The sequence below is a fragment of the Stenotrophomonas sp. YJH_SMC_27 genome (assembly GCF_059369815.1).
The window spans coordinates 160,427-180,834 of sequence record NZ_JCAFTA010000005.1 but is presented as its reverse complement, the minus strand read 5'-3'; the positions used below and the strand labels follow the sequence as shown (position 1 = coordinate 180,834).

Genomic DNA, 20,408 nt, shown 5'->3' with positions numbered 1-20,408 from the left:
TGCTGCGCTCTTTCGAGGACGGCTACCGCAACGATGTTCTGGCTGAACCGCTGCAGTGACAACTCAGGCTGCGCATATTACACGAATCGCGCAGCTTTGTGTCAATTTTTATGCAAGATGCGCAAATGCCTGCTGGCACCAGACCATGATCGGGTTCCAGGCAAGGCCCAGCGCCAGCAGTGCCAGCGCGTTCACGCCCAGCACCAGGCCCAGTACGCGGTCGTTGCTGCGCGGCATGGCCTCGCCCACCGGCTCATCGAAGTACATGACCTTGATGACGCGCAGGTAGTAGAAGCAGCCCACCACGGCGCACAGCACGCCAAGGATGGCCAGCCACAGCAGGCCGCCGTTGACGGCCGCGCCCAGCACCGCCAGCTTGGTCCAGAACCCCAGGAACGGCGGGATGCCGGCCAGCGACGCCATGATGCACAGCACCAGGCCGGCCATCCACGGATTGCGGGCGTTGAGCCCCTTGAAGTCCTCGATGTTCTCGGCTTCGAAACCGGCGCGCGACAGGGCGATGATCGCACCGAAGGCAGCGGTCGACATGATGGCGTAGGCCAGTGCGTAGAACAGCGCGGCGGCATAGCCCTGCGCGCCGCCACCGGCGATGCCCATCAGCAGGAAGCCGATGTGCGAGACGGTGGAGAACGCCAGCATTCGCTTGAGGTTGCTCTGCGCGATGGCCATCAGGTTGCCGATGACCAGCGAGACTGCGGCCAGGCCGGCAATGAGCAGCTGCAGCTCGGTCGACAGCGGCCCCACGCCCATTTCCAGCAGGCGGTAGGCCATGCCGAAGGCCGCCAGCTTCGGCGCCGAGCTGATGAACAGCGCGATCGGTGCCGGGGCACCCTGGTAGACGTCCGGCAGCCACATGTGGAACGGCGCGGCGCCCAGCTTGAAGGCGACGCCGGCGATCATGAACACCGCACCGGTGATCAGCAGCACGCGCTCTTCCGAGTGCGGGATGGCATCGCGGATGACGTCCAGGTGCAGGCTGCCGGTGGCGCCGTAGATCAGCGACATGCCGTACAGCAGCAGGCCCGAGGCCAGCGAGCCCAGCACGATGTACTTCATCGCCGCTTCCGAGGCCAGGCCGTTTTCACGGTTGCTGGCGACCAGGGCGTAGGAGCACAGCGCCAGCAGCTCCAGGCCCAGGTAGACCATCAGCAGGCTGCCGGCCGAGACCAGGATCATCATGCCGGCGGTACCGAACAGGATCAGCACCGGGATCTCGCCCTGGAACAGGTTGCGGTCACGCAGGTAGCGCCAGCCGTAGATCAGGGTCAGGCCGCTGAGCAGCACGATCCCGGTCTTCATCACGTCCGCGGCGGTATCGCGCACGAACATGCCATGGAAGACCTCCCCCTGCCCGCCCACGCCGGTGGCCAGCATGAACAGCACCACGGCCAGCGCAGCGAGCGCGAACAGGTGGGTGACGATCTTGTTCCGGTTGCTGACGAACAGGTCGAGGATCATCAGGGCGAAGGCGCTGCCGATCAGCACCAGCTCGGGAGCGAGCGGTGGCAGGTCAGCGGCGGTCAATGGCAGCAGCGGCGAGGTGGTCATCATCAAATCCTGGAATTACAGCAGCTTGCTGGATGCGATCTGCATCGCCAGCTTCGCGATCGAGGGCTCCATCAGGTCGGTCAGCGGCTTGGGGTAGATGCCCAGGGCCAGCACGCCGATGGCGAACACGCCCAGCACCAGCCATTCGCGGCCGTTGATGTCCTTCAGTTCGGCCACATGGCTGTTGGCCACTTCGCCGAAGAAGATGCGCTTGTACAGCCACAGGGTGTAGGCGGCGCCGATGATCAGGGTGGTGGCCGCGCCCAGCGCGATCCACGGATTACGCTGGAAGGCCGAGAGGATGACCATGAACTCGCCGACGAAACCGCTGGTACCCGGCAGGCCAGCATTGGCCATGAAGAACAGCATGGCGAAGGTGGCGAACCACGGCATCACGTTGACCACGCCGCCGTAATCGGCGATGCGGCGGCTGTGCATGCGGTCGTACAGCACGCCGACGCAGGAGAACATGGCGCCGGACACGAAGCCGTGCGAGATCATCTGCACCATGGCGCCCTGCAGGCCCAGGCGGGCGGCATCGGCGTTGCCGGCTTCACGCACCAGCCACAGGGCGATGAAGGTGCCGAGGGTGACAAAGCCCATGTGCGCGATCGACGAGTAGGCGATCAGCTTCTTCATGTCGTCCTGCACCAGGGCGACCAGGCCGACATAGATCACTGCGATCAGCGACAACGCGATCACCAGCCAGGCCCATTCCTGCGACGCGTCCGGAACGATCGGCAGGTTGAAGCGCAGGAAGCCGTAGCCACCGATCTTCAGGGCGATCGCGGCCAGGATCACCGAACCGGCGGTCGGCGCTTCCACGTGGGCGTCCGGCAGCCAGGTGTGGACCGGGAACATCGGCACCTTGACCGCGAAGGCGATCAGGAAGGCGAAGAAGATCCAGGTCTGTTCCTTGGCCGACAGCGGCAGTGCGTACAGGTCGGCCAGCTGGAAGCTTCCGCCCTTCATGTACAGGTAGATCAGCGCCACCAGCATCAGCACCGAGCCGAGGAAGGTGTACAGGAAGAACTTCAGCGCGGCGTAGATGCGGCGCGGGCCGCCCCAGACACCGATGATCAGGAACATCGGAATCAGCATCGCTTCGAAGAACACGTAGAACAGCATCGCGTCCGTCGCAGCAAAGATGCCCACGGTGACGCCTTCCAGGATAAGGAAGGCCGCCACGTACTGGTTCACGCGCTTGTCGATGGCGCTCCAGGCGCCGATCAGGGCAAGCACGCTGACCAGGGTGGTCAGCAGGATCAGCGCCACGGCAATGCCGTCCACGCCCAGGTTGTAGCCGATCTTGTACGCCGGGATCCAGGCGTGGGTCTCGACGAACTGCAGACCGTCGACGCCCGCGTTGTAGCCGCTCAGCAGCGAGAGGCTCGCCACGAACGTCAGCACCGCTACGCCCAGCGACGCCCAGCGGGCGGTCTGCGCATCACGGATCGCAAGGATCAGGGCGCCACCGATGATCGGCAGCCAGATGAGGACACTGAGTAGAGGCCAGTTCGACACGTCTTCTTATTCCGTACAGGTCATCAACGCAGGTAATGCATCAGCACGCCCAGCAGGGCAATCAGGCCGATGATCATCGCGAAGGCGTAGTGATAGAGGAAACCGGATTGGGTACGACGCAGCACGCCGGCTGCGACGTCCACAACACGTGCCGAGAGATTGACCACGCCGTCGACGATGTTGCTGTCGATCCAGCGCGAGACCTTGCCCAGCTTGACGCTGCCACCGGCAAAGCCATCGATCCACAGCTTGTCGAAGCCGTACTTGTTTTCCAGCACCGAAACCAGCGGAGCGAAGGTCTTGCGGGCCTTGCCCGACAGGTCCGGCTTCCACAGGTAGAACAGTGCGGCCAGCAGGAAGCCCGCAACGGTCAGCACGAACGCCGGCGCCATCATGCCGTGCAGCGCGAACGCGACCGGGCCATGGAACTCCTCGCCCAGGAAGCCGATGGTGTTCTTGGCCGGATCGTAGAAGTCGACGATGCCAGTGAAGAACGTATGCGCCTGTCCCTTGATGGCGTCGTGCGCGTGGTGGCCGGCCCAGTCGGTGCCATACAGCATCGGACCGATGCTGAAGAAGCCGATGGCGATCGAAGGGATGGCCAGCAGGATCAGCGGCAGGGTCACCACCCACGGGGTTTCGTGCGGCTCATGAGGACCGTGGCCATGGCCGTGGTCGTCGTGATGCGCATCGCCGTGGTGGGCGTCGGCGGCATGGTGCTCGTCATGGCCATGGCCATGCGCGTGGTCATCATGCGTGTCGCGGAATCGTTCCTTGCCATGGAAGGTCAGGAACAGCAGGCGGAAGCTGTAGAAGCTGGTGACGATCACGCCGCCCAGTACGGCCCAGTAGCCGTAGGTGGCCACCCAGTTGTTGGACAGGTGCGCGTGCAGCTCGGCCGCCTCGATGATGGTGTCCTTCGAGTAGAAGCCGGAGAAGAACGGCGTACCCACCAGCGCCAGGGTACCGACCCACATGGTGATGAAGGTGATCGGCATGTACTTGCGCAGGCCGCCCATCTTGCGCATGTCCTGCTCGTGGTGCATCGCGATGATGACCGAGCCGGCGCCCAGGAACAGCAGGGCCTTGAAGAAGGCGTGGGTCATCAGGTGGAACACGGCGGCCGAATAGGCCGACACGCCCAGTGCAACCGTCATGTAGCCCAGCTGGGACAGCGTGGAATACGCGACGACGCGCTTGATGTCGTTCTGCACGATGCCGATCAGGCCGGTGAAGAACGCGGTGGTGGCACCGATGAACAGCACGAAGTTCAGCGCGGTCTGCGACAGCTCGAACAGCGGTGACATGCGGGTGACCATGAAGATACCGGCTGTCACCATCGTCGCGGCGTGGATCAGTGCCGAGATCGGGGTCGGGCCTTCCATCGAGTCCGGCAGCCACACATGCAGCGGGACCTGGGCCGACTTGCCCATGGCACCAATGAACAGGCAGATGCAGATGACGGTGGCGATCGACCAGATCACCGGCTCGTTCAGCAGCTGCATGCCCAGGATGGTGCCGTCCCAGATCTGCAGCTGGGCGCGCGGGTCAGCCAGCATGCCGGCCTGCGAGAACACCTGCGAGTAGTCCAGGGTGCCGAACACCCACAGCACGCCGGCGATGCCCAGCAGGAAGCCGAAGTCACCGACGCGGTTGACCAGGAACGCCTTCATGTTGGCGAAGATCGCGGTCGGGCGCTTGAACCAGAAGCCGATCAGCAGGTACGACACCAGGCCCACCGCTTCCCAGCCGAAGAACAGCTGCAGGAAATTGTTGCTCATCACCAGGGTGAGCATCGAGAAGGTGAACAGCGAGATGTAGCTGAAGAACCGCTGGTAGCCCGGGTCGTCCTGCATGTAGCCGATCGTGTAGATGTGGACCAGCAGCGACACGAAGGTCACCACTACCATCATCATCGCGGTCAGCTTGTCGACCATGAAGCCGACGTGCGCCGAATACTGGCCGACTTCAAAGAACGTGTAGATGTTCTGGTTGAACGGCTGCGCGCCGCCCCACATCAACTGGTAGAACGTGTACATCGACAGGCCGCAGGCCACCGCGACGCCGAGGATGGTGATGGTCTGCGCGCCGAAGCGCTTGACCTGGCGACCGAACAGGCCGGCGATGATGCTGCCGAACAGCGGTGCGAGCACCACTGCGATCAACAGACTCTTGGAGAGAGTGATTTCCATCTGTGGATCAGCCCTTCAACGAATCGACTTCGCCGACATTGATCGTGCGGCGGGTACGGAACAGGGTCACCAGGATCGCCAGGCCGATGGCGGCTTCCGCGGCGGCGACGGTCAGGATGAAGAACACGAACAGCTGGCCGGACGGATCGCCCAGCTGGCGCGAGAAGCCGACGAAGTTGATGTTCACCGACAGCAGCATCAGTTCGATCGACATCAGCAGGACGATGACGTTCTTCCGGTTGAGGAAGATGCCGGCCAGGCTGATGGCGAACAGCACCGCGCCAAGCGCAAGGATGTGGCCAAGGGTAATCACGGCTGGGTCTCCTCGCCGGTGGCCGGCTTGCTGTTGCTGTGCACGACCGGGGCCTCGGCCCCCATCTTGACCATCCGCAGACGCTGGCCGGCCTTGACCATGGTCTGCTCACCCGGGTTCTGGCTCTTGACGCCGGTGCGGCGACGCAGGGTCAGCATCACGGCAGCAACCACGGCCACGGTCAGGATGACGGCGGCGAACTCGAACGGAAGCAGGTACTCGGTGAACAACGTGCGCGCCAGCCAGGTGATGTTGGACGTGTCGGCGGCGACCGCAGCGGCGTTGTCGGCCGGGAACGGCGTGGCCGAACGCGCCTTGACGCCGATCAGGATCAGCATCTGCACCAGCATCGCGACGGCGACGATGAGGCCGACCGGCAGGTAGCGCACCCAGCCCTCACGCAGCTTGGTGGGGTCGATGTCCAGCATCATCACCACGAACAGGAACAGCACCATCACCGCGCCGACGTAGACCAGCACCAGCGCCACACCGAGGAACTCGGCGCCCACCAGCAGCCACACGCAGGCAATGGAGAAGAAGGTCAGCACCAGGCAGAGCACGGCGTGAACCGGGTTGCGCACGCTGATCACCGCACCGGCCGAAACCGTTGCCGCGATGGCGAACACCCAGAAAGCGATATTTACCCAATCCATCTCTCGACCTCAGCGGTAAGCGGCATCGGCGGCACGACGCTCGGCGATCTCGTTTTCGAGACGGTCGCCCAGGGCCAGCAGCTGCGGCTTGGTAACGATGTTTTCGCCACGATTCTCGAAGTGGTACTCGAGGATGTGGGTTTCGACGATCGAGTCCACCGGGCAGCTTTCCTCGCAGAAGCCGCAGAAGATGCACTTGAACAGGTCGATGTCGTAGCGCGTGGTGCGGCGGGTTCCGTCCTCGCGCTTGGCCGAGTCGATGGTGATGGCCAGCGCCGGGCACACCGCTTCGCACAGCTTGCAGGCAATGCAGCGCTCTTCGCCGTTGGGGTAACGGCGCAGCGCGTGCAGGCCACGGAAGCGCGGCGACTGCGGGAACTTCTCCATCGGGTACATCATCGTGTACTTCGGCTTGAAGCTGTACTTCAGCGTCAGCCAGAGGCCCGCCAGCAGTTCGAGCAGCAGCAGGCTCTTGAAGTAATGGGTAATCCTGTTCATCACTTTAGACGCCCTTTTGAATCACGCCGAAGAACACCATGACGGCGGTAACCGCGATCCACAGAATGGCCAGCGGGATGAAGACCTTCCAGCCCAGGCGCATGATCTGGTCGTAGCGGAAGCGCGGGAAGCTGGCACGGAACCAGATGTAGGCACTGGCGAAGAAGAACACCTTGACGAACAGCCACGGCGCGCCGCCCTTCCAGACCCAGTCGACCAGCGGCGAGACATCGCCGAAGTTGACCCAGCCCTGGACCGGGCTCAGCCAGCCGCCGAGGAAGAAGATCGAGATCAGGAAGCTGATCAGGATCATGTTCGCGTATTCGGCCAGGAAGAACAGGGCGAACGCGCCGCCGGAGTACTCGACCATGTGGCCGGCGACGATTTCCGATTCGCCTTCCACCACGTCGAACGGCGCGCGGTTGGTTTCAGCCACGCCCGACACCCAGTAGATGACGAACAGCGGGAACAAAGGCAGCAGGAACCAGTCGAAGAAGCCGGAACTGCCGGCCTGCGCCATCACGATGTTGCTCAGGTTCAGGCTGCCCGAGGCGATCATCACGCCGACCAGGGCAAAGCCCATGGCGATTTCATAGCTGATCATCTGTGCCGAGGCGCGCATCGCACCCAGGAACGCGTACTTCGAGTTGGACGCCCAGCCGGCCAGGATGATGCCGTAGATGCCCAGCGAGGTCATCGCCAGCAGGTACAGCAGGCCGGCGTTGGCGTTGGACAGCACGATCTGCGAATCGAAGGGGACCACCGACCAGGCCGCGAAGGCCGGGGCCAGGGTGATCAGCGGGGCCAGCAGGTAGATCGCCTTGTTGGCGCTGCTCGGCTGGACCACTTCCTTGAACAGCAGCTTGAAGACGTCGGCGAAGGCCTGGAAGATGCCCATGCCCACATACATCGGGCCGTGGCGGACGTGCATCCAGCCGATCAGCTTGCGTTCCCAGACCACGTAGAAGGCCACCGAGATGATCACCGGAACGGCGATCACCAGGATCTTCAGGATGATCCAGATCAGCGCGCCGATGTCACCGAGGCCCAGCAGCCACTGGTGCAGCGGGTCGACCGCGTTCAACAGCAATTCGTTCATGCAGCCACCACCGATACGCGAGCGGCACCCAGCGGCGCGGTCGCGCCGTGGCCCGATTCAATCCAGACCGAACCCGCTGCGACGCGGGCGTCGACCACCACCGGCAGGGTGGCCTTGCCGGCATCGGTGCCGACCTTGGCCATCTGCCCTTCCTGCAGCTGCAGGCGAGCGGCATCTTCAGCGTTCAGCACGATGCGCGGGGCGTTGTTGAGCGGATGCGACTGCAGCGCCGGCGCGCGACGGACCACCGCATCGGTGCGGTAGATCGCGGCGGTCGAAGCCACTTCCAGGCCCTCACCGGCAACCGCCGGCTGTGCCGAAGCGGCAATACTGACCGACACGGGGGCCAGGCTGGCACGCAGTCCGGCCAGGTCGGTGAAGTCGAAACCGGCCAGCGCCATGTCGCCGCCCAGGGCGCGCAGCACGCGCCAGCCTTCACGGGCCTCGCCCGGCAGCTTGCCGCCGGCACGGGCCGACTGCTCGCGACCATCGAGGTTGGTCAGGGTGGCATCGATTTCCGGCAGCGCACCGATCGGCAGGATCACGTCTGCAACGTCGCGGGTCGAGGCGCAGGCGAAGTGGCTGAACGCCACCACCTGGGCACCCACCAGCGCCTTGCGCGCGGCCGGTGCATCGGCGAAGTCCAGGCCCGGCTCCAGCCCGTACACCACGTAGGCCTGGCGCGGCTGCGCCAGCATCGCGGCGACGTCCTTGCCGGCCGGCAGCACGCCGGCGCGGGTCAGGCCCACGGCGTTGGCGCCCTGCGGGATGCGGCACAGCTTGGCACCGGTCGCTGCGGCGAAGTCACGCGCCGCGGCGCGGATCGCGGCAGCCTGCGGGTGATTCTCGGCGATGCCACCGACGATCAGCACGGTGTTGTTGCCGCCCTGCACTGCCGAACGCAGCTCGCTGCTGGCCAGCGCATCGACGAACTTGGACGGTGCGACGATCTGCTTGCCGGCAATGCTGAAGGCAAAGTCGAAGTCCACCGGATTGATGACGTGGATCTTCGCGCCCTTGGTTGTCTGCGCCTTGCGCAGGCGGGCGTGCAGCAGCGGCAGTTCGTGGCGGATGTTGCTGCCCAGGACGACGATGCGGTCGGCGCCTTCGATCTCGGCCAGCGGCAGGCCGAACACTTCGGCGGTTGCGGCGTCGGAGAAATCGCGGTTGTTGATGCGGTGGTCGATGTTGCCCGAGCCCAGGCCCTTGGCCAGGCGGGCCAGCAGCGCACCCTCCTCGTTCGAGGTCGACGGATGCACCAGCACGCCCAGGTTGTCGCCCTGGTTCGCCTTGAGGATCTCGGCGGCTGCGGCCAGGCCTTCGGCCCAGCTCACTTCCTTCCACTCGCCATTGACCTTGCGCAGCGGCTTGACCGCGCGGTCTTCGCTGTACAGGCCCTGGTGCGAGTAGCGGTCGCGGTCGGACAGCCAGCACTCGTTCACCGCTTCGTTGTCGCGCGGCACGGTGCGCAGCACTTCGCCGCGACGCACGTGCAGGAACAGGTTCGAACCCATCGCGTCGTGGTAGCCCAGCGACTCGCGCGCGGTCAGCTCCCACGGGCGGGCGCGGAACTGGAACACCTTGTTGGTCAGCGCGCCGACCGGGCAGACGTCGACGACGTTGCCCGACAGCTCGGTGGTCAGCGGCTTGCCGTCGAAGGTGCCGATCTGCAGGTTCTCACCGCGGTACATGCCACCCAGTTCGTAGGTACCGGCAACGTCGGCGGTGAAGCGGACGCAGCGGGTGCACTGGATGCAACGGGTCATCTCGGTGGCCACCAGCGGCCCCATGTCCTCGTCCGGCACCACGCGCTTGCGCTCGTTGAAACGGCTGACCGAACGGCCATAGCCCAGCGATACGTCCTGCAGTTCGCACTCGCCGCCCTGATCGCAGATCGGGCAGTCCAGCGGATGGTTGATGAGCAGGAACTCCATCACCGAGCGCTGGAACTTCAGTGCCTTCTCACTGCGGGTGGCGACCTTCATGCCGTCCATCACCGGGGTAGCGCAGGCCGGCGCCGGCTTCGGCGACTTCTCCACGTCCACCAGGCACATGCGGCAGTTGGCGGCGATCGGCAGCTTCTCGTGGTAGCAGAAGCGCGGAATCGGAATGCCGGCCTTGTCGGCTGCCTGGATGATCATCGAACCCTTGGGCACGACCAGCGACTTGCCATCGATCTCGATGGTCACGTGGTCTGGTGGCACGTTCGGGTTTACGGGTTGCGCGCTCATGCGGCGGCTGCCTCCACCTTCTTGCCGTCAACCATCGAATGACCGTTGACGATGTAGTACTCGAATTCGTCCCAGAACTGGCGCAGGAAGCCCTGGATGGGCCATGCAGCCGCTTCACCGAACGCACAGATGGTGTGGCCTTCGATCTGGCCGGCCACCGCCTTCAGCTGGTGCAGGTCTTCCATCGTGGCCTTGCCGGCGACGATGCGCTCCAGCACGCGGTGCATCCAGCCGGTACCTTCACGGCACGGCGTGCACTGGCCGCACGATTCCTTGTGGAAGAACTGGCTGATGCGGCAGGCGAACTTGACGCAGCAGACGCTGTCGTCGAGCACCACGATGGCCCCCGAACCCAGGCCGGAGCCCAGCGCACGGATGGTGTCGTAGTCCATCGGCAGGCCCTTCAGCTCGGCCGCGGTCAGCACCGGCATCGACACGCCGCCCGGAATCGCGCCCTTGAGCTTGCGGCCCGGACGCAGGCCACCGGCCATTTCCAGCAGGTCGTCGAAGGTGGTGCCCAGCGGTACTTCAAAGTTGCCGCCGTTCTGCACGCAGCCGGACACCGAGAAGCACTTCGGGCCGCCGTTGGCGGTCAGGCTCAGGCCCTTGAACCACTCCGGGCCGTTGCGGATGATCGCCGGCACCGAACCGTAGGTTTCGGTGTTGTTGATCGTCGACGGCTTGCCGTAGAGGCCGAAGTTTGCCGGGAACGGCGGCTTGTAGCGCGGCTGGCCCTTCTTGCCTTCCAGCGATTCCATCAGCGCGGTTTCTTCACCGCAGATGTAGGCGCCGGCGCCCAGCGCACCGTAGATGTCGATGTCCACGCCGCTGCCGAGGATGTTCTTGCCCAGCCAGCCGTTCGCATAGGCGTCGGCCAGGGCCTGCTCGAAGTGCTCGAACGGCTCGTGGTGGAACTCACCGCGCAGGTAGTTGTAGCCCACGGTCGAACCGGTGGCGTAGCAGGCGATCGCCATGCCCTCCACCACCGAGTGCGGGTTGTAGCGCAGGATGTCGCGGTCCTTGCAGGTGCCCGGCTCGGATTCGTCCGAGTTGCAGAGGATGTACTTCTGCATGTTGCCCTTGGGCATGAAGGACCACTTCAGGCCGGTCGGGAAGCCTGCGCCACCGCGGCCGCGCAGGCCCGAGGCCTTGACCATCTCGATGACCTGCTCCGGCGGGATCTTCTCTTCGAGGATCTTGCGCAGGGCGGCGTAACCACCGGTCTTCAGGTAGCTTTCGTACGACCACGGGGTGTCGTAATGCAGGGTGGTGTAGACCACCTGGTGCGGCAGCGGCGCGGGGCCGACCGGACCCTTGGATTCGTGGTGATGTGCCATGCCCTTACTCCAGCCCGTCCAGCAGCTCGTCGACCTTTTCCAGGGTCAGACGCTCATGGTAGTGACCGTTGATGACCATCATCGGTGCGCCGCCGCAGCCGGCCAGGCACTCTTCCTCGCGCTTGAGGTAGACGCGGCCATCCGGGGTCGATTCACCGTGCTTGATGCCCAGCTTCTTCTCGCAGTGGCGCACGATGTCTTCGGCGCCATTGAGCCAGCAGCTGATGTTGGTGCAGATGGCCACGTTGTTGCGGCCCACCTTCTCGGTCTCGAACATCGAGTAGAAGCTGGCGACCTCGTAGGCCCAGACCGGCGGCAGGTCCAGGTACTTGGCCACGGCGGCGATCAGCTCGTCGGTCAGCCAGCCCTGGTTCTGCTCCTGGGCCGCATGCAGGCCCTGCAGCACGGCAGAGCGCTTGCGATCCGGCGGGAACTTGGACAGCCAGTGATCGATGTGAGCGCGGGTCTTGTCGCTCAGCACCACCATCGGGTCGACGTCGCGCGCCGCCTCGAAATTACCTGTCGCCTTCATCGGCCGACCTCAGCGAAATGCATAACGTGAAATTCCAGAAACTGCGGCGCCGGCTTGCGCCGGCTGCCTGCAGCGGGCGTTGGCGTAGCGGACGGCATTACCGGTCAACCTCGCCGAACACCAGGTCGTAGGTACCGATCATCGCCACCACGTCGGCCAGCATGTGGCCGCGCACGACCGAATCGATCGAGGACAGGTGGGCGAAGCCCGGCGCGCGCAGGTGCACGCGGAACGGCTTGTTGGCGCCATCGGAGACCAGGTAGCAGCCAAACTCGCCCTTCGGGGCCTCCACCGCCGAGTAGGTCTCGCCGGCCGGTACGCAGTAGCCTTCGCTGAACAGCTTGAAGTGGTGGATCAGCGCTTCCATGTCGTCCTTCATGTCCTCGCGCCTGGGCGGAGCGACCTTGAAGTTCTTCACCATCACCGGGCCCGGGTTGGCCTTCAGCCACGCCACGCACTGCTTGATGATGCGGTTGGATTCGCGCATTTCGGCAACGCGGACCAGGTAGCGGTCGTAGCAGTCACCTTCCTTGCCCAGCGGGATGTCGAAATCGACGGCATCGTACTTGGCGTACGGACGCTTCTTGCGCAGGTCCCAGGCAATGCCCGAGCCGCGCAGCATCACGCCGGTCATGCCCCACTGATGGGCCAGCTCGGGAGTGACCACGCCGATGCCGACGGTACGCTGCTTCCAGATACGGTTGTCGGTAAGCAGGGTTTCGTATTCGTCGATGCGCTTGGGGAACTCGACGGTGAAGTTCTCCAGGAAGTCCAGCAGCGAGCCTTCGCGCGAAGCATTGAGCTGCTTCAGCGCCTTGCCCTTGTGCCAGCGCGATTCCTTGTACTTCGGCATGTGGTCCGGCAGGTCGCGGTAGACACCGCCCGGACGGTAGTACGCCGCGTGCATGCGCGCGCCGGAAACCGCTTCGTAGCAGTCCATCAGCTCTTCGCGTTCGCGGAAGGCGTACAGCATCACCGCCATCGCGCCCAGGTCGAGCGCGTTGGAGCCCAGCCACATCAGGTGGTTGAGGATGCGGGTGATTTCATCGTACATGGTGCGGATGTACTGGGCACGCTCCGGCGCCTCGATGCCCATCAGGGTCTCGATCGCGCGCACGTAGGCGTGCTCGTTGCACATCATCGACACGTAATCCAGGCGATCCATGTAGCCGATCGACTGGTTGAACGGCTTGGACTCGGCCAGCTTTTCGGTACCACGGTGCAGCAGACCCACGTGCGGGTCGGCGCGCATGATGGTTTCACCGTCCATTTCCAGGATCAGGCGCAGCACACCGTGAGCGGCCGGATGCTGCGGGCCGAAGTTCATGGTGTAGTTGCGGATTTCCTGCCGGCTTTCGGCGGCGTTGCTGGCCAACGCTTCGCCAGCCTGGTGTACGTGGCTCACTTCACTGCCTCCTGCGCGCGCTCACCTTCTGCGGTCTGCAGACGGGCGTCGTCGCGGATCACGCGCGGCACGCCGACACGCGGCTCCACCGAGGTGACCGGTTCGTAGATCACGCGCTTCTTTTCTTCGTCGTAGCGGACTTCGACATTGCCGATCAGCGGGAAATCCTTGCGGAACGGATGGCCGACGAAACCGTAGTCGGTCAGGATCCGGCGCAGGTCCGGGTGGCCTTCGAAGATCACGCCGTACAGATCGAACGCTTCGCGCTCGAACCAGTTCAGGCCCGGCCAGATGCCGGTCAGCGAGGACACCACCGGCAGCGCTTCGTCAGGGGCGAAGCAGCGCAGGTGCATCATCAGGTTGTGCTGGTACGAACGCAGCTGGGCGACCACGGCGAAGCGCTGGGTCGGCATGTGCTGCGGGCGGGCACCGTCGGCACCGTTTTCCTCGGTGGGGAACTCGCCCCACGCGAAGCGGCCCTGGGCCTTGCCTTCGACGCCACGGCTGAAGCCCTGCGAGGACACATCGGCGGTGTCCCACTCGTCGGAGCCGTAGCCGAGGTAGTCGACGCCGCACAGATCCACGGCCTGCTCGAAACCAAACTCGTCACGCAGCGCCAGGGCGGTGGCGTGCCACTCGGCGGCAGGCACTTCCAGCGTCACTTCGCCGCGGGGTTCGACCACGATGACCTTCGCACCAGCGAAACGTGCGGACAGTCGGTCGATGAAGGATGCTTGCTCTGCCATGGGGGCTTGGCGCGCTCTTGTCAGGTGAAGGGGTCAGCGGGCGATGGTCTGTGTACGCCAGATCTTCTTCTGCAGCTGCAGGATCCCGTACACCAGCGCCTCGGCGGTCGGCGGGCAGCCCGGGACGTAGACGTCCACCGGCACCACGCGATCACAGCCGCGCACCACAGAATAGGAGTAGTGGTAGTAGCCGCCACCGTTGGCGCAGCTACCCATCGAGATGACCCACTTCGGGTCCGGCATCTGGTCGTAGACCTTGCGCAGCGCCGGGGCCATCTTGTTGACCAGGGTGCCGGCCACGATCATCACGTCGGACTGACGCGGCGACGGGCGGAACACCACGCCGTAGCGGTCGAGGTCCAGGCGCGCGGCACCGGCGTGCATCATCTCGACGGCGCAGCAGGCCAGGCCGAAGGTCATCGGCCACATCGAGCCGGTGCGCGCCCAGTTCAGCAGTGCATCGACGCTGGTAGTGACGAAGCCCTTCTCCAGCAGCGGGTTGTCGCCTTCCGGCCGCAGGATGTCATCAACCCGGCCTTCCGGCGTGGGGTTGTTCATGAGGCCATCGAGAGTCTGAATCACTCCCATTCCAGCGCTCCCTTCTTCCAGACGTAAATGAAACCGAGGAACAGCATGCCGACGAACAGGCCCATGGTGATGAGCGAGCGGGCGCCCAGTTCCATGAAGACCTGGGTCCACGGCACGATGAAGATGATTTCCAGGTCGAAGACGATGAACTGGATCGCGATCAGGTAGTAGCGCACATCGAACTTCATGCGCGCGTCTTCGAAGGCCTCGAAGCCGCACTCGTACGGCGAGAGCTTTTCCAGATCGGGGCGGCGGGGACCGAGGAATCGACCAACCAGCATCAGCGTAACGCCGATACCGGTGGCAACGATCAGAAACAGCAGAGACGGCAAATATTCGGCCAGCACAGCGATTCTCTCTTGCCTCTGCCGCCGCGCCTGCAGGCGCTTTGGCATGGGGGAGTGGACGGGAATCTGCCTGGCGCCTTGCGCGCCAGACGAACCCGCTTTACTTACAAATGGTGCCCAAGAGGGGACTCGAACCCCTACGACTTGCGTCGCTACCACCTCAAGGTAGTGCGTCTACCAATTCCGCCACCTGGGCAAACGATCACATCAGACTATCTTCCCGATGCGCCGCGTATTGTAACCGGCTTCAGTGTTTCTGGGAGCCTTCCGAAGGCTTTTCTTCACCAGAAACCGAAGATTCCGCCTGAGCCGGCACATTCGCCGCCGGAACCGGGGCGGCCGGGACCGCATCGGCCTTCGGAACGGCCGGCAGTTCGCCCGCCGGAGCCGCCGGCGCGCTGGCCGCCGGGGCGGACATCAGGCCCAGATCCTGGTCGGCCGCCGGGCGGCTACCGTGACCGGCATACCAGGCCATGAAGAGACTGATGCCGAAGAACACCACGGCCAGCCACTTGGTCGACTTGGACAGGAAGTTCGAGGCGCCGCGCGCACCGAACACCGTGCCCGAGGCACCAGCACCAAAGCCCGAACCTGCCGCCGCACCCGAGCCACGCTGCATCAGGATCAGCGCGATCATGGCCACAGCGACCAGCACGTAGACGACATTGAGGATCAACATCAGCATTGGAAACCGCCCTCGGACAATACTTCTAGGATTAGTTCGCGGCCGCCGCCCGTGCGATGGCCAGGAAGTCCGCGGCCACCAGGGAGGCGCCGCCGACCAGCCCACCATCGACATCCGGCTGCGCGAACAGTTCCCCGGCATTGTCGGGCTTCACGCTACCGCCGTAAACAATGGGCAGTGAATCAGCGATTCTAGCATCGATGCGCGCGACTTCGCCACGGATGAACGCGTGCACCTGCTGTGCCTGTTCCTTGCTGGCGGTACGGCCGGTACCGATGGCCCAGACCGGCTCGTAGGCGACCACAGCATTGGCGAAACCTGCCGCGCCCACCAGCTCCAGCACCGGCGCCAGCTGGCTGGCGATGACCGCTTCGGTCTGCCCGGCCTCGCGCTGTTCCAGGGTCTCGCCCACGCACAGCACCGGCACCAGGCCGGCGTGCTGGGCGGCGGCGAACTTGCGCGCGACCAGCTCGCTGCTCTCATGGTGGTACTGGCGGCGCTCGGAATGGCCGACCAGGCCATAGCGGGCCCCAACCTCGACCAGCATGGCCGCGCAGACCTCGCCGGTGTAGGCGCCCTTCTCGTTGCTGCTCACGTCCTGCGCGCCAAAGGCCAGGCCAGTCGCGCCGAAGTCCTCGACCAGCTCACCCAGGTACGGCAGCGGCGGCAGGATCACCACGTCCACGCCCTCCAGCGGAAGCCCGGCAGCCACCTGCCCCAGCAGTTCATTGGCGAATTGACGGCTGCCATGCAGCTTCCAGTTTCCGGCGACGATCTTGCGGCGCATGAGCGGGTGGCTCCTGTGTGAAGTCAGCCGAGCATGATACCCGCTGCGGCAAAAATCCGTTTCCTTGTAAGCGGTTACATGGATTTTCAGCCAACGGCGCAGCCCCTCGTGGCGGAGGGGGGGGGGCGGGGTTTGGTTGGTCGCGGAGAGCCCGGCTAGATCTGGGGCTTGGCCGGGCGGGTGGGACTGCGCAGGGGGCGCTGCAAGTACGTCCATGTAAGCTCGATCGCCGCATCCATGCGGCTCACGCCCCTGCGCAGCCCCACCCGCCCGGCCTTTGACACATTCCGGCGGTTCCGCCCGCCACGGAAAGAAAAAAAGAAGAGCAAGAGCAAAGGCAAAAGCTGCATCCCGGGTTGATGCTGGCTGGACCAACCCCCTACCCCACTTCGAACAGAGATATCTCATCCACGCATGGCGTGGATCTACCGCGTCGACCAAGGTCGACACCCACCGGGAATCGCGATTTACCCACCGTCACCGGGAAGCTGTCGGGAACGGGGCGGTGTGGGTTGGCAGGACCGTTGGCGCCATGGGCCCGAGGCATGCCTCGGGCGGGTTGGGCAGGACGCCCAACCCCGGTCTTGCCGTGTGCGCAGGACAGCGCACACGAGCAAGGCGCCATCGAGCCCCCAGGGGTGAGGTCGCTTTGCTTGCGAAGCACTGCTTCGCAAGCGCCCGAACGCACAGCCGCCAGCGGCTGGGCCGGTCTTGGGGTTCACGGCGTGTCCTGCCAACCCACGCCGCCCCGCCCAACACGCAGAAACCCAGAGCCGCTTTGGCTTTGGGTTTGCCGGCCAGCGGCCGGCACTACCGCGGGTGCAGGGTGCAACCCTGCAAAGAAAAAGGCCGCCTTTCGGCGGCCTCGCTTCTCTTTATTTCAGCTTGATCTCGCGCAGGCGCTCCTCGAGGAAGCCGTGGGCGGTGATCGGCTCCGGGTACCGGCTCGGGTTCTCCGGGGTGATGCACGAGGGCAGCACGTCGATCAGGAAGTCCGGGTTCGGGTGCAGGAAGAACGGCACCGAGTAGCGCGGCTGGCGCGCCAGCTCGCCCGGGGGATTGACCACGCGGTGGATGGTCGACGGATACACGTGGTTGGTCAGGCGCTGCAGCATGTCGCCGATGTTGACCACAATGGTGTCCGCGTCTGACGTGAACGGCACCCACTCGCCATCATGCGACTGCACTTCCAGGCCTGCGGCACTGGCACCGACCAGCAGGGTGATGAAGTTGATGTCGCCATGGGCACCAGCACGCACGTTCGGGATGTCGTCGGTGGTGATCGGCGGGTAATGGATCGGGCGCAGGATCGAGTTGCCGAAGTTGGTCTTGTCGGCGAAGAAGTCTGCAGGCAGGCCGATATGCAGGGCCAGCGCCGACAGGACGCGCGACCCCAGGTTGTCCAGTGCCTGGTACAGGCCGTAGCCGCGCTCACGGAAGCCCTCGACCTCGGTCGGCCACAGGTTCGGCGCCATCACATCGCGGTACTTGGAGTCGTCGGCGATCTCGCGGCCGATGTGCCAGAACTCCTTCAGGTCGAAGTGCTTGGAGCCCTTGGCGGTCTCCACCCCAAACGGGGTGTAGCCGCGGGCGCCGCCGCTGCCGGCCACGTGGTACTTGCGCTTGACCTCTTCGGGCAGGGCGAAGAAGGCCTTGAAGGCATCGTAGGCCGCATCGATGTCGGCCTGCGGAATGCCGTGGTTGCGGATGCCCGCGAATCCCCATTGGCGGTAGGCCGCGCCCAGCTCGGCCACGAAGGCCTCGCGGTCGCTGTCGAAACGGGTGATGTCGAGGGTGGGGATCTGGCTCACAGCGGTTCCTGGCTTGTCATTGGGTCTGGGGGGCCAGCGCATTCATGGCCCACCTGAACATTGTGACAGATCGCCCGGGGGACGCCACCCGATACGAAGAAACAAACAGATACAATGCGCGACCCGCGCGCGGCCCCACGATTCCGTCACCCCGGGGATCCCGCCGCCTGCATCACCCGCCGCCCCAGTCCCTCATGCGCCCTGCTGCTCCCTCTGCCGACACCGCCCTGCCCTCCGGCCCCGCACGCCACTGGCGCCGCCTGGCGTGGTGGTCGCTGTTCGTGGCCGGCAACGCGCTGCTGGCCATGGCGATCACGCTCGGCAACGTACCGCTGGCAGACAACCCGGGGGGCAGCGTGGGCCTGGCCTATCTGGCCGTTGCCCTGCCCGGTCACCTGCTGGCATTCGGCGCCCTCGCCGGCCTGCTGCCGCTGCTGATGGGCCTTTGGCCGCGCAGCGCACGCCCCCTGAGCCTCAGCGCCGTGCTGCTGCAGGGCCTGTGGCTGTGCCTGTTGCTGGTTGATGCAAAGGTTTTCACTCTGTATCGGTTTCACCTCAATGCCATGGTGGTGAACATGGTGTTCGGCGGTGCGCTGCAGGACCAGGTCGCGTTGTCGTGGAAGACCTGGCTGCAGGCCGGACTGCTGGTGGCCGCCATCTTCACGGCTGAAGGACTGTTGGCCTGGGCATGCTGGAAGCTGCTGCCCGCCCGGCCGCGCCGCCGCCGGGTCCTGCAAGGGTGGGCCATCGTTGCGCTGCTGATGGCCGGCGGCCAAGCCGCCACGGCCTATTACGATGCCCGCGGCGACCGTGCCGTCATCGCGCAGTGGAACTACCTGCCCTGGGCACAGCCGATCACCGCCAAGAGCTTCATGCGCAGGCTCGGGGTCATAAGCGAACAGCAGGCGGGCCTGCCCGACCCGCGCCATGCGCAGCTGCTGTATCCGCTCCAGCCCCTGCGTTGCCAGAACCCACACCGCCCCAATGTGCTGATGGTGGTGCTGGAATCGCTGCGCCAGGACGTGCTGACGCCGCAGCTGATGCCCAACACGTCGGCGCTGGCGCAGGACGCGCGCGTGTTCGATCGCCATTTCAGCACCGGCAATGCCACCCGCTACGGCCTGTTCGGCCTGCTCTACGGCCTGCCCGGCGGCTACTGGCAGAGCATGCTGGACGAACAGCGCGGCTCGCAGCTGTTCCAGGTGCTGGGCCAGCAGGGCTACGACCTGCACCTGTACGGCAGCGCGCCGTTGTACAGCCCGGAATTCGATCGCACGGCATTTGCCGATGTGCGCGACCAGCTGCACCAGGGCCCTTCCGCCATGACCCCCGACAAGCGCGACGCAGCCATCGTCGCCGCGCTGCGGAATGACATCCGCAGCAGCCAGGCGGCGCAGCACCCATGGTTCGGCTTCGTGTTCCTCGACTCCACCCACGCCGGCTACCACCTGCCCGCCAGCTACCCACCGGTAGCCACGCCGATGGCCAAGGAGATCGACTTCCTGTCCTTCGGGCCGGACCACGACCCGACGCCGGAACTCAACCGCTACCGCACTGCCGTGCACTATGCCGACAGCCTGATCGGTTCGCTGCTGGACGACCTGCGCGCGCAGGGCCTGGCCGAGGACACCATCGTGCTGGTCACCGGTGACCATGCCGAAGAGTTCAACGACCTCAAGCTGAACTACTGGGGCCACAACGGCAACTTCTCCGATTACCAGCTGCAGGTCCCGTTCGTGCTGCATTGGCCAGGCAGGGCCGCTGGCCGCGACGTCCGCACCAGCTCGCACGAAGACTGGGTACCGACGCTGATGCGCCATGCGCTGGGCTGCGAGAACGCATTGACGGACTTCAGTACCGGCCAGGACCTGCTGGCCACGCCCGCCGCCAGCGAACGTGCACTGGTGGTGGAGAGCTGGTCGCAACGCGCTGTACGCCATGGCGATGCCATCTACGTATTCGACAAGTTCGGCAACGCGACCGCGCTCGACCGGCACTACCGCCCGCTGCCGCAGCAGGCTCCGGACGCCGCAGCCATCCGCTCTGCATGGGAAGCGCTGACGCGCTTCCGCAACCGCTGATCTTCAAGGA

Annotated in this window: 18 protein-coding genes and 1 tRNA gene; 1 reads left to right on the top strand and 18 read right to left on the bottom strand. The window is 65.0% G+C overall.

All coding sequences use genetic code 11. From position 1 onward, the window contains the following. Positions 1-108: 108 nt before the first annotated feature. The 18 genes from nuoN to AC5P7R_RS10015 form a co-directional block, all read right to left on the bottom strand. The gene (nuoN, locus tag AC5P7R_RS10100) at positions 109-1,569 is read right to left on the bottom strand and encodes an NADH-quinone oxidoreductase subunit NuoN (protein ID WP_019660579.1); all 1,461 of its coding nucleotides are present in this window, start codon (positions 1,567-1,569) and stop codon (positions 109-111) included. Positions 1,570-1,584: 15 nt separating this feature from the next. Continuing rightward, positions 1,585-3,093, bottom strand: a complete 1,509-nt coding sequence (locus tag AC5P7R_RS10095) for an NADH-quinone oxidoreductase subunit M (RefSeq protein WP_019660580.1) — start codon at positions 3,091-3,093, stop codon at positions 1,585-1,587. A 23-nt stretch (positions 3,094-3,116) separates the two neighbouring features. Further along, on the bottom strand, positions 3,117-5,285 hold the full coding sequence (gene nuoL, locus AC5P7R_RS10090) for an NADH-quinone oxidoreductase subunit L (RefSeq protein WP_227853522.1): 2,169 nt from the start codon (positions 5,283-5,285) through the stop codon (positions 3,117-3,119). 7 nt (positions 5,286-5,292) lie between these two features. After that, the gene (nuoK, locus tag AC5P7R_RS10085) at positions 5,293-5,598 is read right to left on the bottom strand and encodes an NADH-quinone oxidoreductase subunit NuoK (protein ID WP_005417921.1); all 306 of its coding nucleotides are present in this window, start codon (positions 5,596-5,598) and stop codon (positions 5,293-5,295) included. Continuing rightward, positions 5,595-6,251 (bottom strand): NADH-quinone oxidoreductase subunit J, encoded by a 657-nt coding sequence (locus AC5P7R_RS10080; protein WP_019660582.1) that lies wholly within the window; start codon positions 6,249-6,251, stop codon positions 5,595-5,597. Before AC5P7R_RS10080 ends, nuoK begins: the two co-directional genes overlap by 4 nt. Positions 6,252-6,260: 9 nt before the next feature. Further along, positions 6,261-6,749: an NADH-quinone oxidoreductase subunit NuoI gene (nuoI, locus tag AC5P7R_RS10075; protein ID WP_005410456.1), complete on the bottom strand. Its 489-nt coding sequence runs from the start codon at positions 6,747-6,749 to the stop codon at positions 6,261-6,263. A gap of 4 nt (positions 6,750-6,753) precedes the next feature. After that, positions 6,754-7,848, bottom strand: a complete 1,095-nt coding sequence (gene nuoH, locus AC5P7R_RS10070; protein ID WP_058982298.1) for an NADH-quinone oxidoreductase subunit NuoH — start codon at positions 7,846-7,848, stop codon at positions 6,754-6,756. After that, a complete protein-coding gene (nuoG, locus tag AC5P7R_RS10065; protein WP_021202064.1) occupies positions 7,845-10,079 on the bottom strand; it encodes an NADH-quinone oxidoreductase subunit NuoG in 2,235 nt (744 codons plus the stop codon). Before nuoG ends, nuoH begins: the two co-directional genes overlap by 4 nt. Then, a complete protein-coding gene (gene nuoF, locus AC5P7R_RS10060; RefSeq protein WP_005417934.1) occupies positions 10,076-11,416 on the bottom strand; it encodes an NADH-quinone oxidoreductase subunit NuoF in 1,341 nt (446 codons plus the stop codon). The genes nuoG and nuoF overlap by 4 nt, the downstream gene beginning before the upstream one ends. A 4-nt stretch (positions 11,417-11,420) precedes the next feature. After that, positions 11,421-11,948 carry an NADH-quinone oxidoreductase subunit NuoE gene (gene nuoE, locus AC5P7R_RS10055; protein ID WP_014647867.1) on the bottom strand — a complete coding sequence of 176 codons (528 nt, stop codon included), beginning with the start codon at positions 11,946-11,948 and terminating at the stop codon, positions 11,421-11,423. 97 nt (positions 11,949-12,045) lie between these two features. Continuing rightward, a complete protein-coding gene (locus tag AC5P7R_RS10050) occupies positions 12,046-13,353 on the bottom strand; it encodes an NADH-quinone oxidoreductase subunit D (protein ID WP_111097921.1) in 1,308 nt (435 codons plus the stop codon). Beyond that, complete coding sequence (locus tag AC5P7R_RS10045) at positions 13,350-14,099, bottom strand: NADH-quinone oxidoreductase subunit C (protein WP_005410462.1); 750 nt, start codon at positions 14,097-14,099, stop codon at positions 13,350-13,352. Before AC5P7R_RS10045 ends, AC5P7R_RS10050 begins: the two co-directional genes overlap by 4 nt. Positions 14,100-14,132: 33 nt before the next feature. Beyond that, positions 14,133-14,687: a NuoB/complex I 20 kDa subunit family protein gene (locus AC5P7R_RS10040; protein WP_005410463.1), complete on the bottom strand. Its 555-nt coding sequence runs from the start codon at positions 14,685-14,687 to the stop codon at positions 14,133-14,135. Beyond that, a complete protein-coding gene (locus tag AC5P7R_RS10035) occupies positions 14,678-15,034 on the bottom strand; it encodes an NADH-quinone oxidoreductase subunit A (protein ID WP_010486426.1) in 357 nt (118 codons plus the stop codon). The genes AC5P7R_RS10040 and AC5P7R_RS10035 overlap by 10 nt, the downstream gene beginning before the upstream one ends. A 111-nt stretch (positions 15,035-15,145) precedes the next feature. Next, positions 15,146-15,230: transfer RNA gene (locus tag AC5P7R_RS10030), tRNA-Leu, on the bottom strand. 51 nt (positions 15,231-15,281) lie between these two features. After that, the gene (gene secG, locus AC5P7R_RS10025) at positions 15,282-15,719 is read right to left on the bottom strand and encodes a preprotein translocase subunit SecG (protein WP_019660586.1); all 438 of its coding nucleotides are present in this window, start codon (positions 15,717-15,719) and stop codon (positions 15,282-15,284) included. Positions 15,720-15,750: 31 nt separating this feature from the next. After that, on the bottom strand, positions 15,751-16,506 hold the full coding sequence (tpiA, locus tag AC5P7R_RS10020; protein ID WP_019660587.1) for a triose-phosphate isomerase: 756 nt from the start codon (positions 16,504-16,506) through the stop codon (positions 15,751-15,753). 875 nt (positions 16,507-17,381) lie between these two features. After that, positions 17,382-18,359 carry an isopenicillin N synthase family dioxygenase gene (locus AC5P7R_RS10015; protein WP_050563262.1) on the bottom strand — a complete coding sequence of 326 codons (978 nt, stop codon included), beginning with the start codon at positions 18,357-18,359 and terminating at the stop codon, positions 17,382-17,384. Between the two features lie 152 nt (positions 18,360-18,511). On the opposite strand from AC5P7R_RS10015, the gene AC5P7R_RS10010 reads away from it, so the two are divergent. Further along, complete coding sequence (locus tag AC5P7R_RS10010) at positions 18,512-20,398, top strand: DUF3413 domain-containing protein (protein WP_111102197.1); 1,887 nt, start codon at positions 18,512-18,514, stop codon at positions 20,396-20,398. The last annotated feature ends 10 nt before the right edge of the window (positions 20,399-20,408 follow it).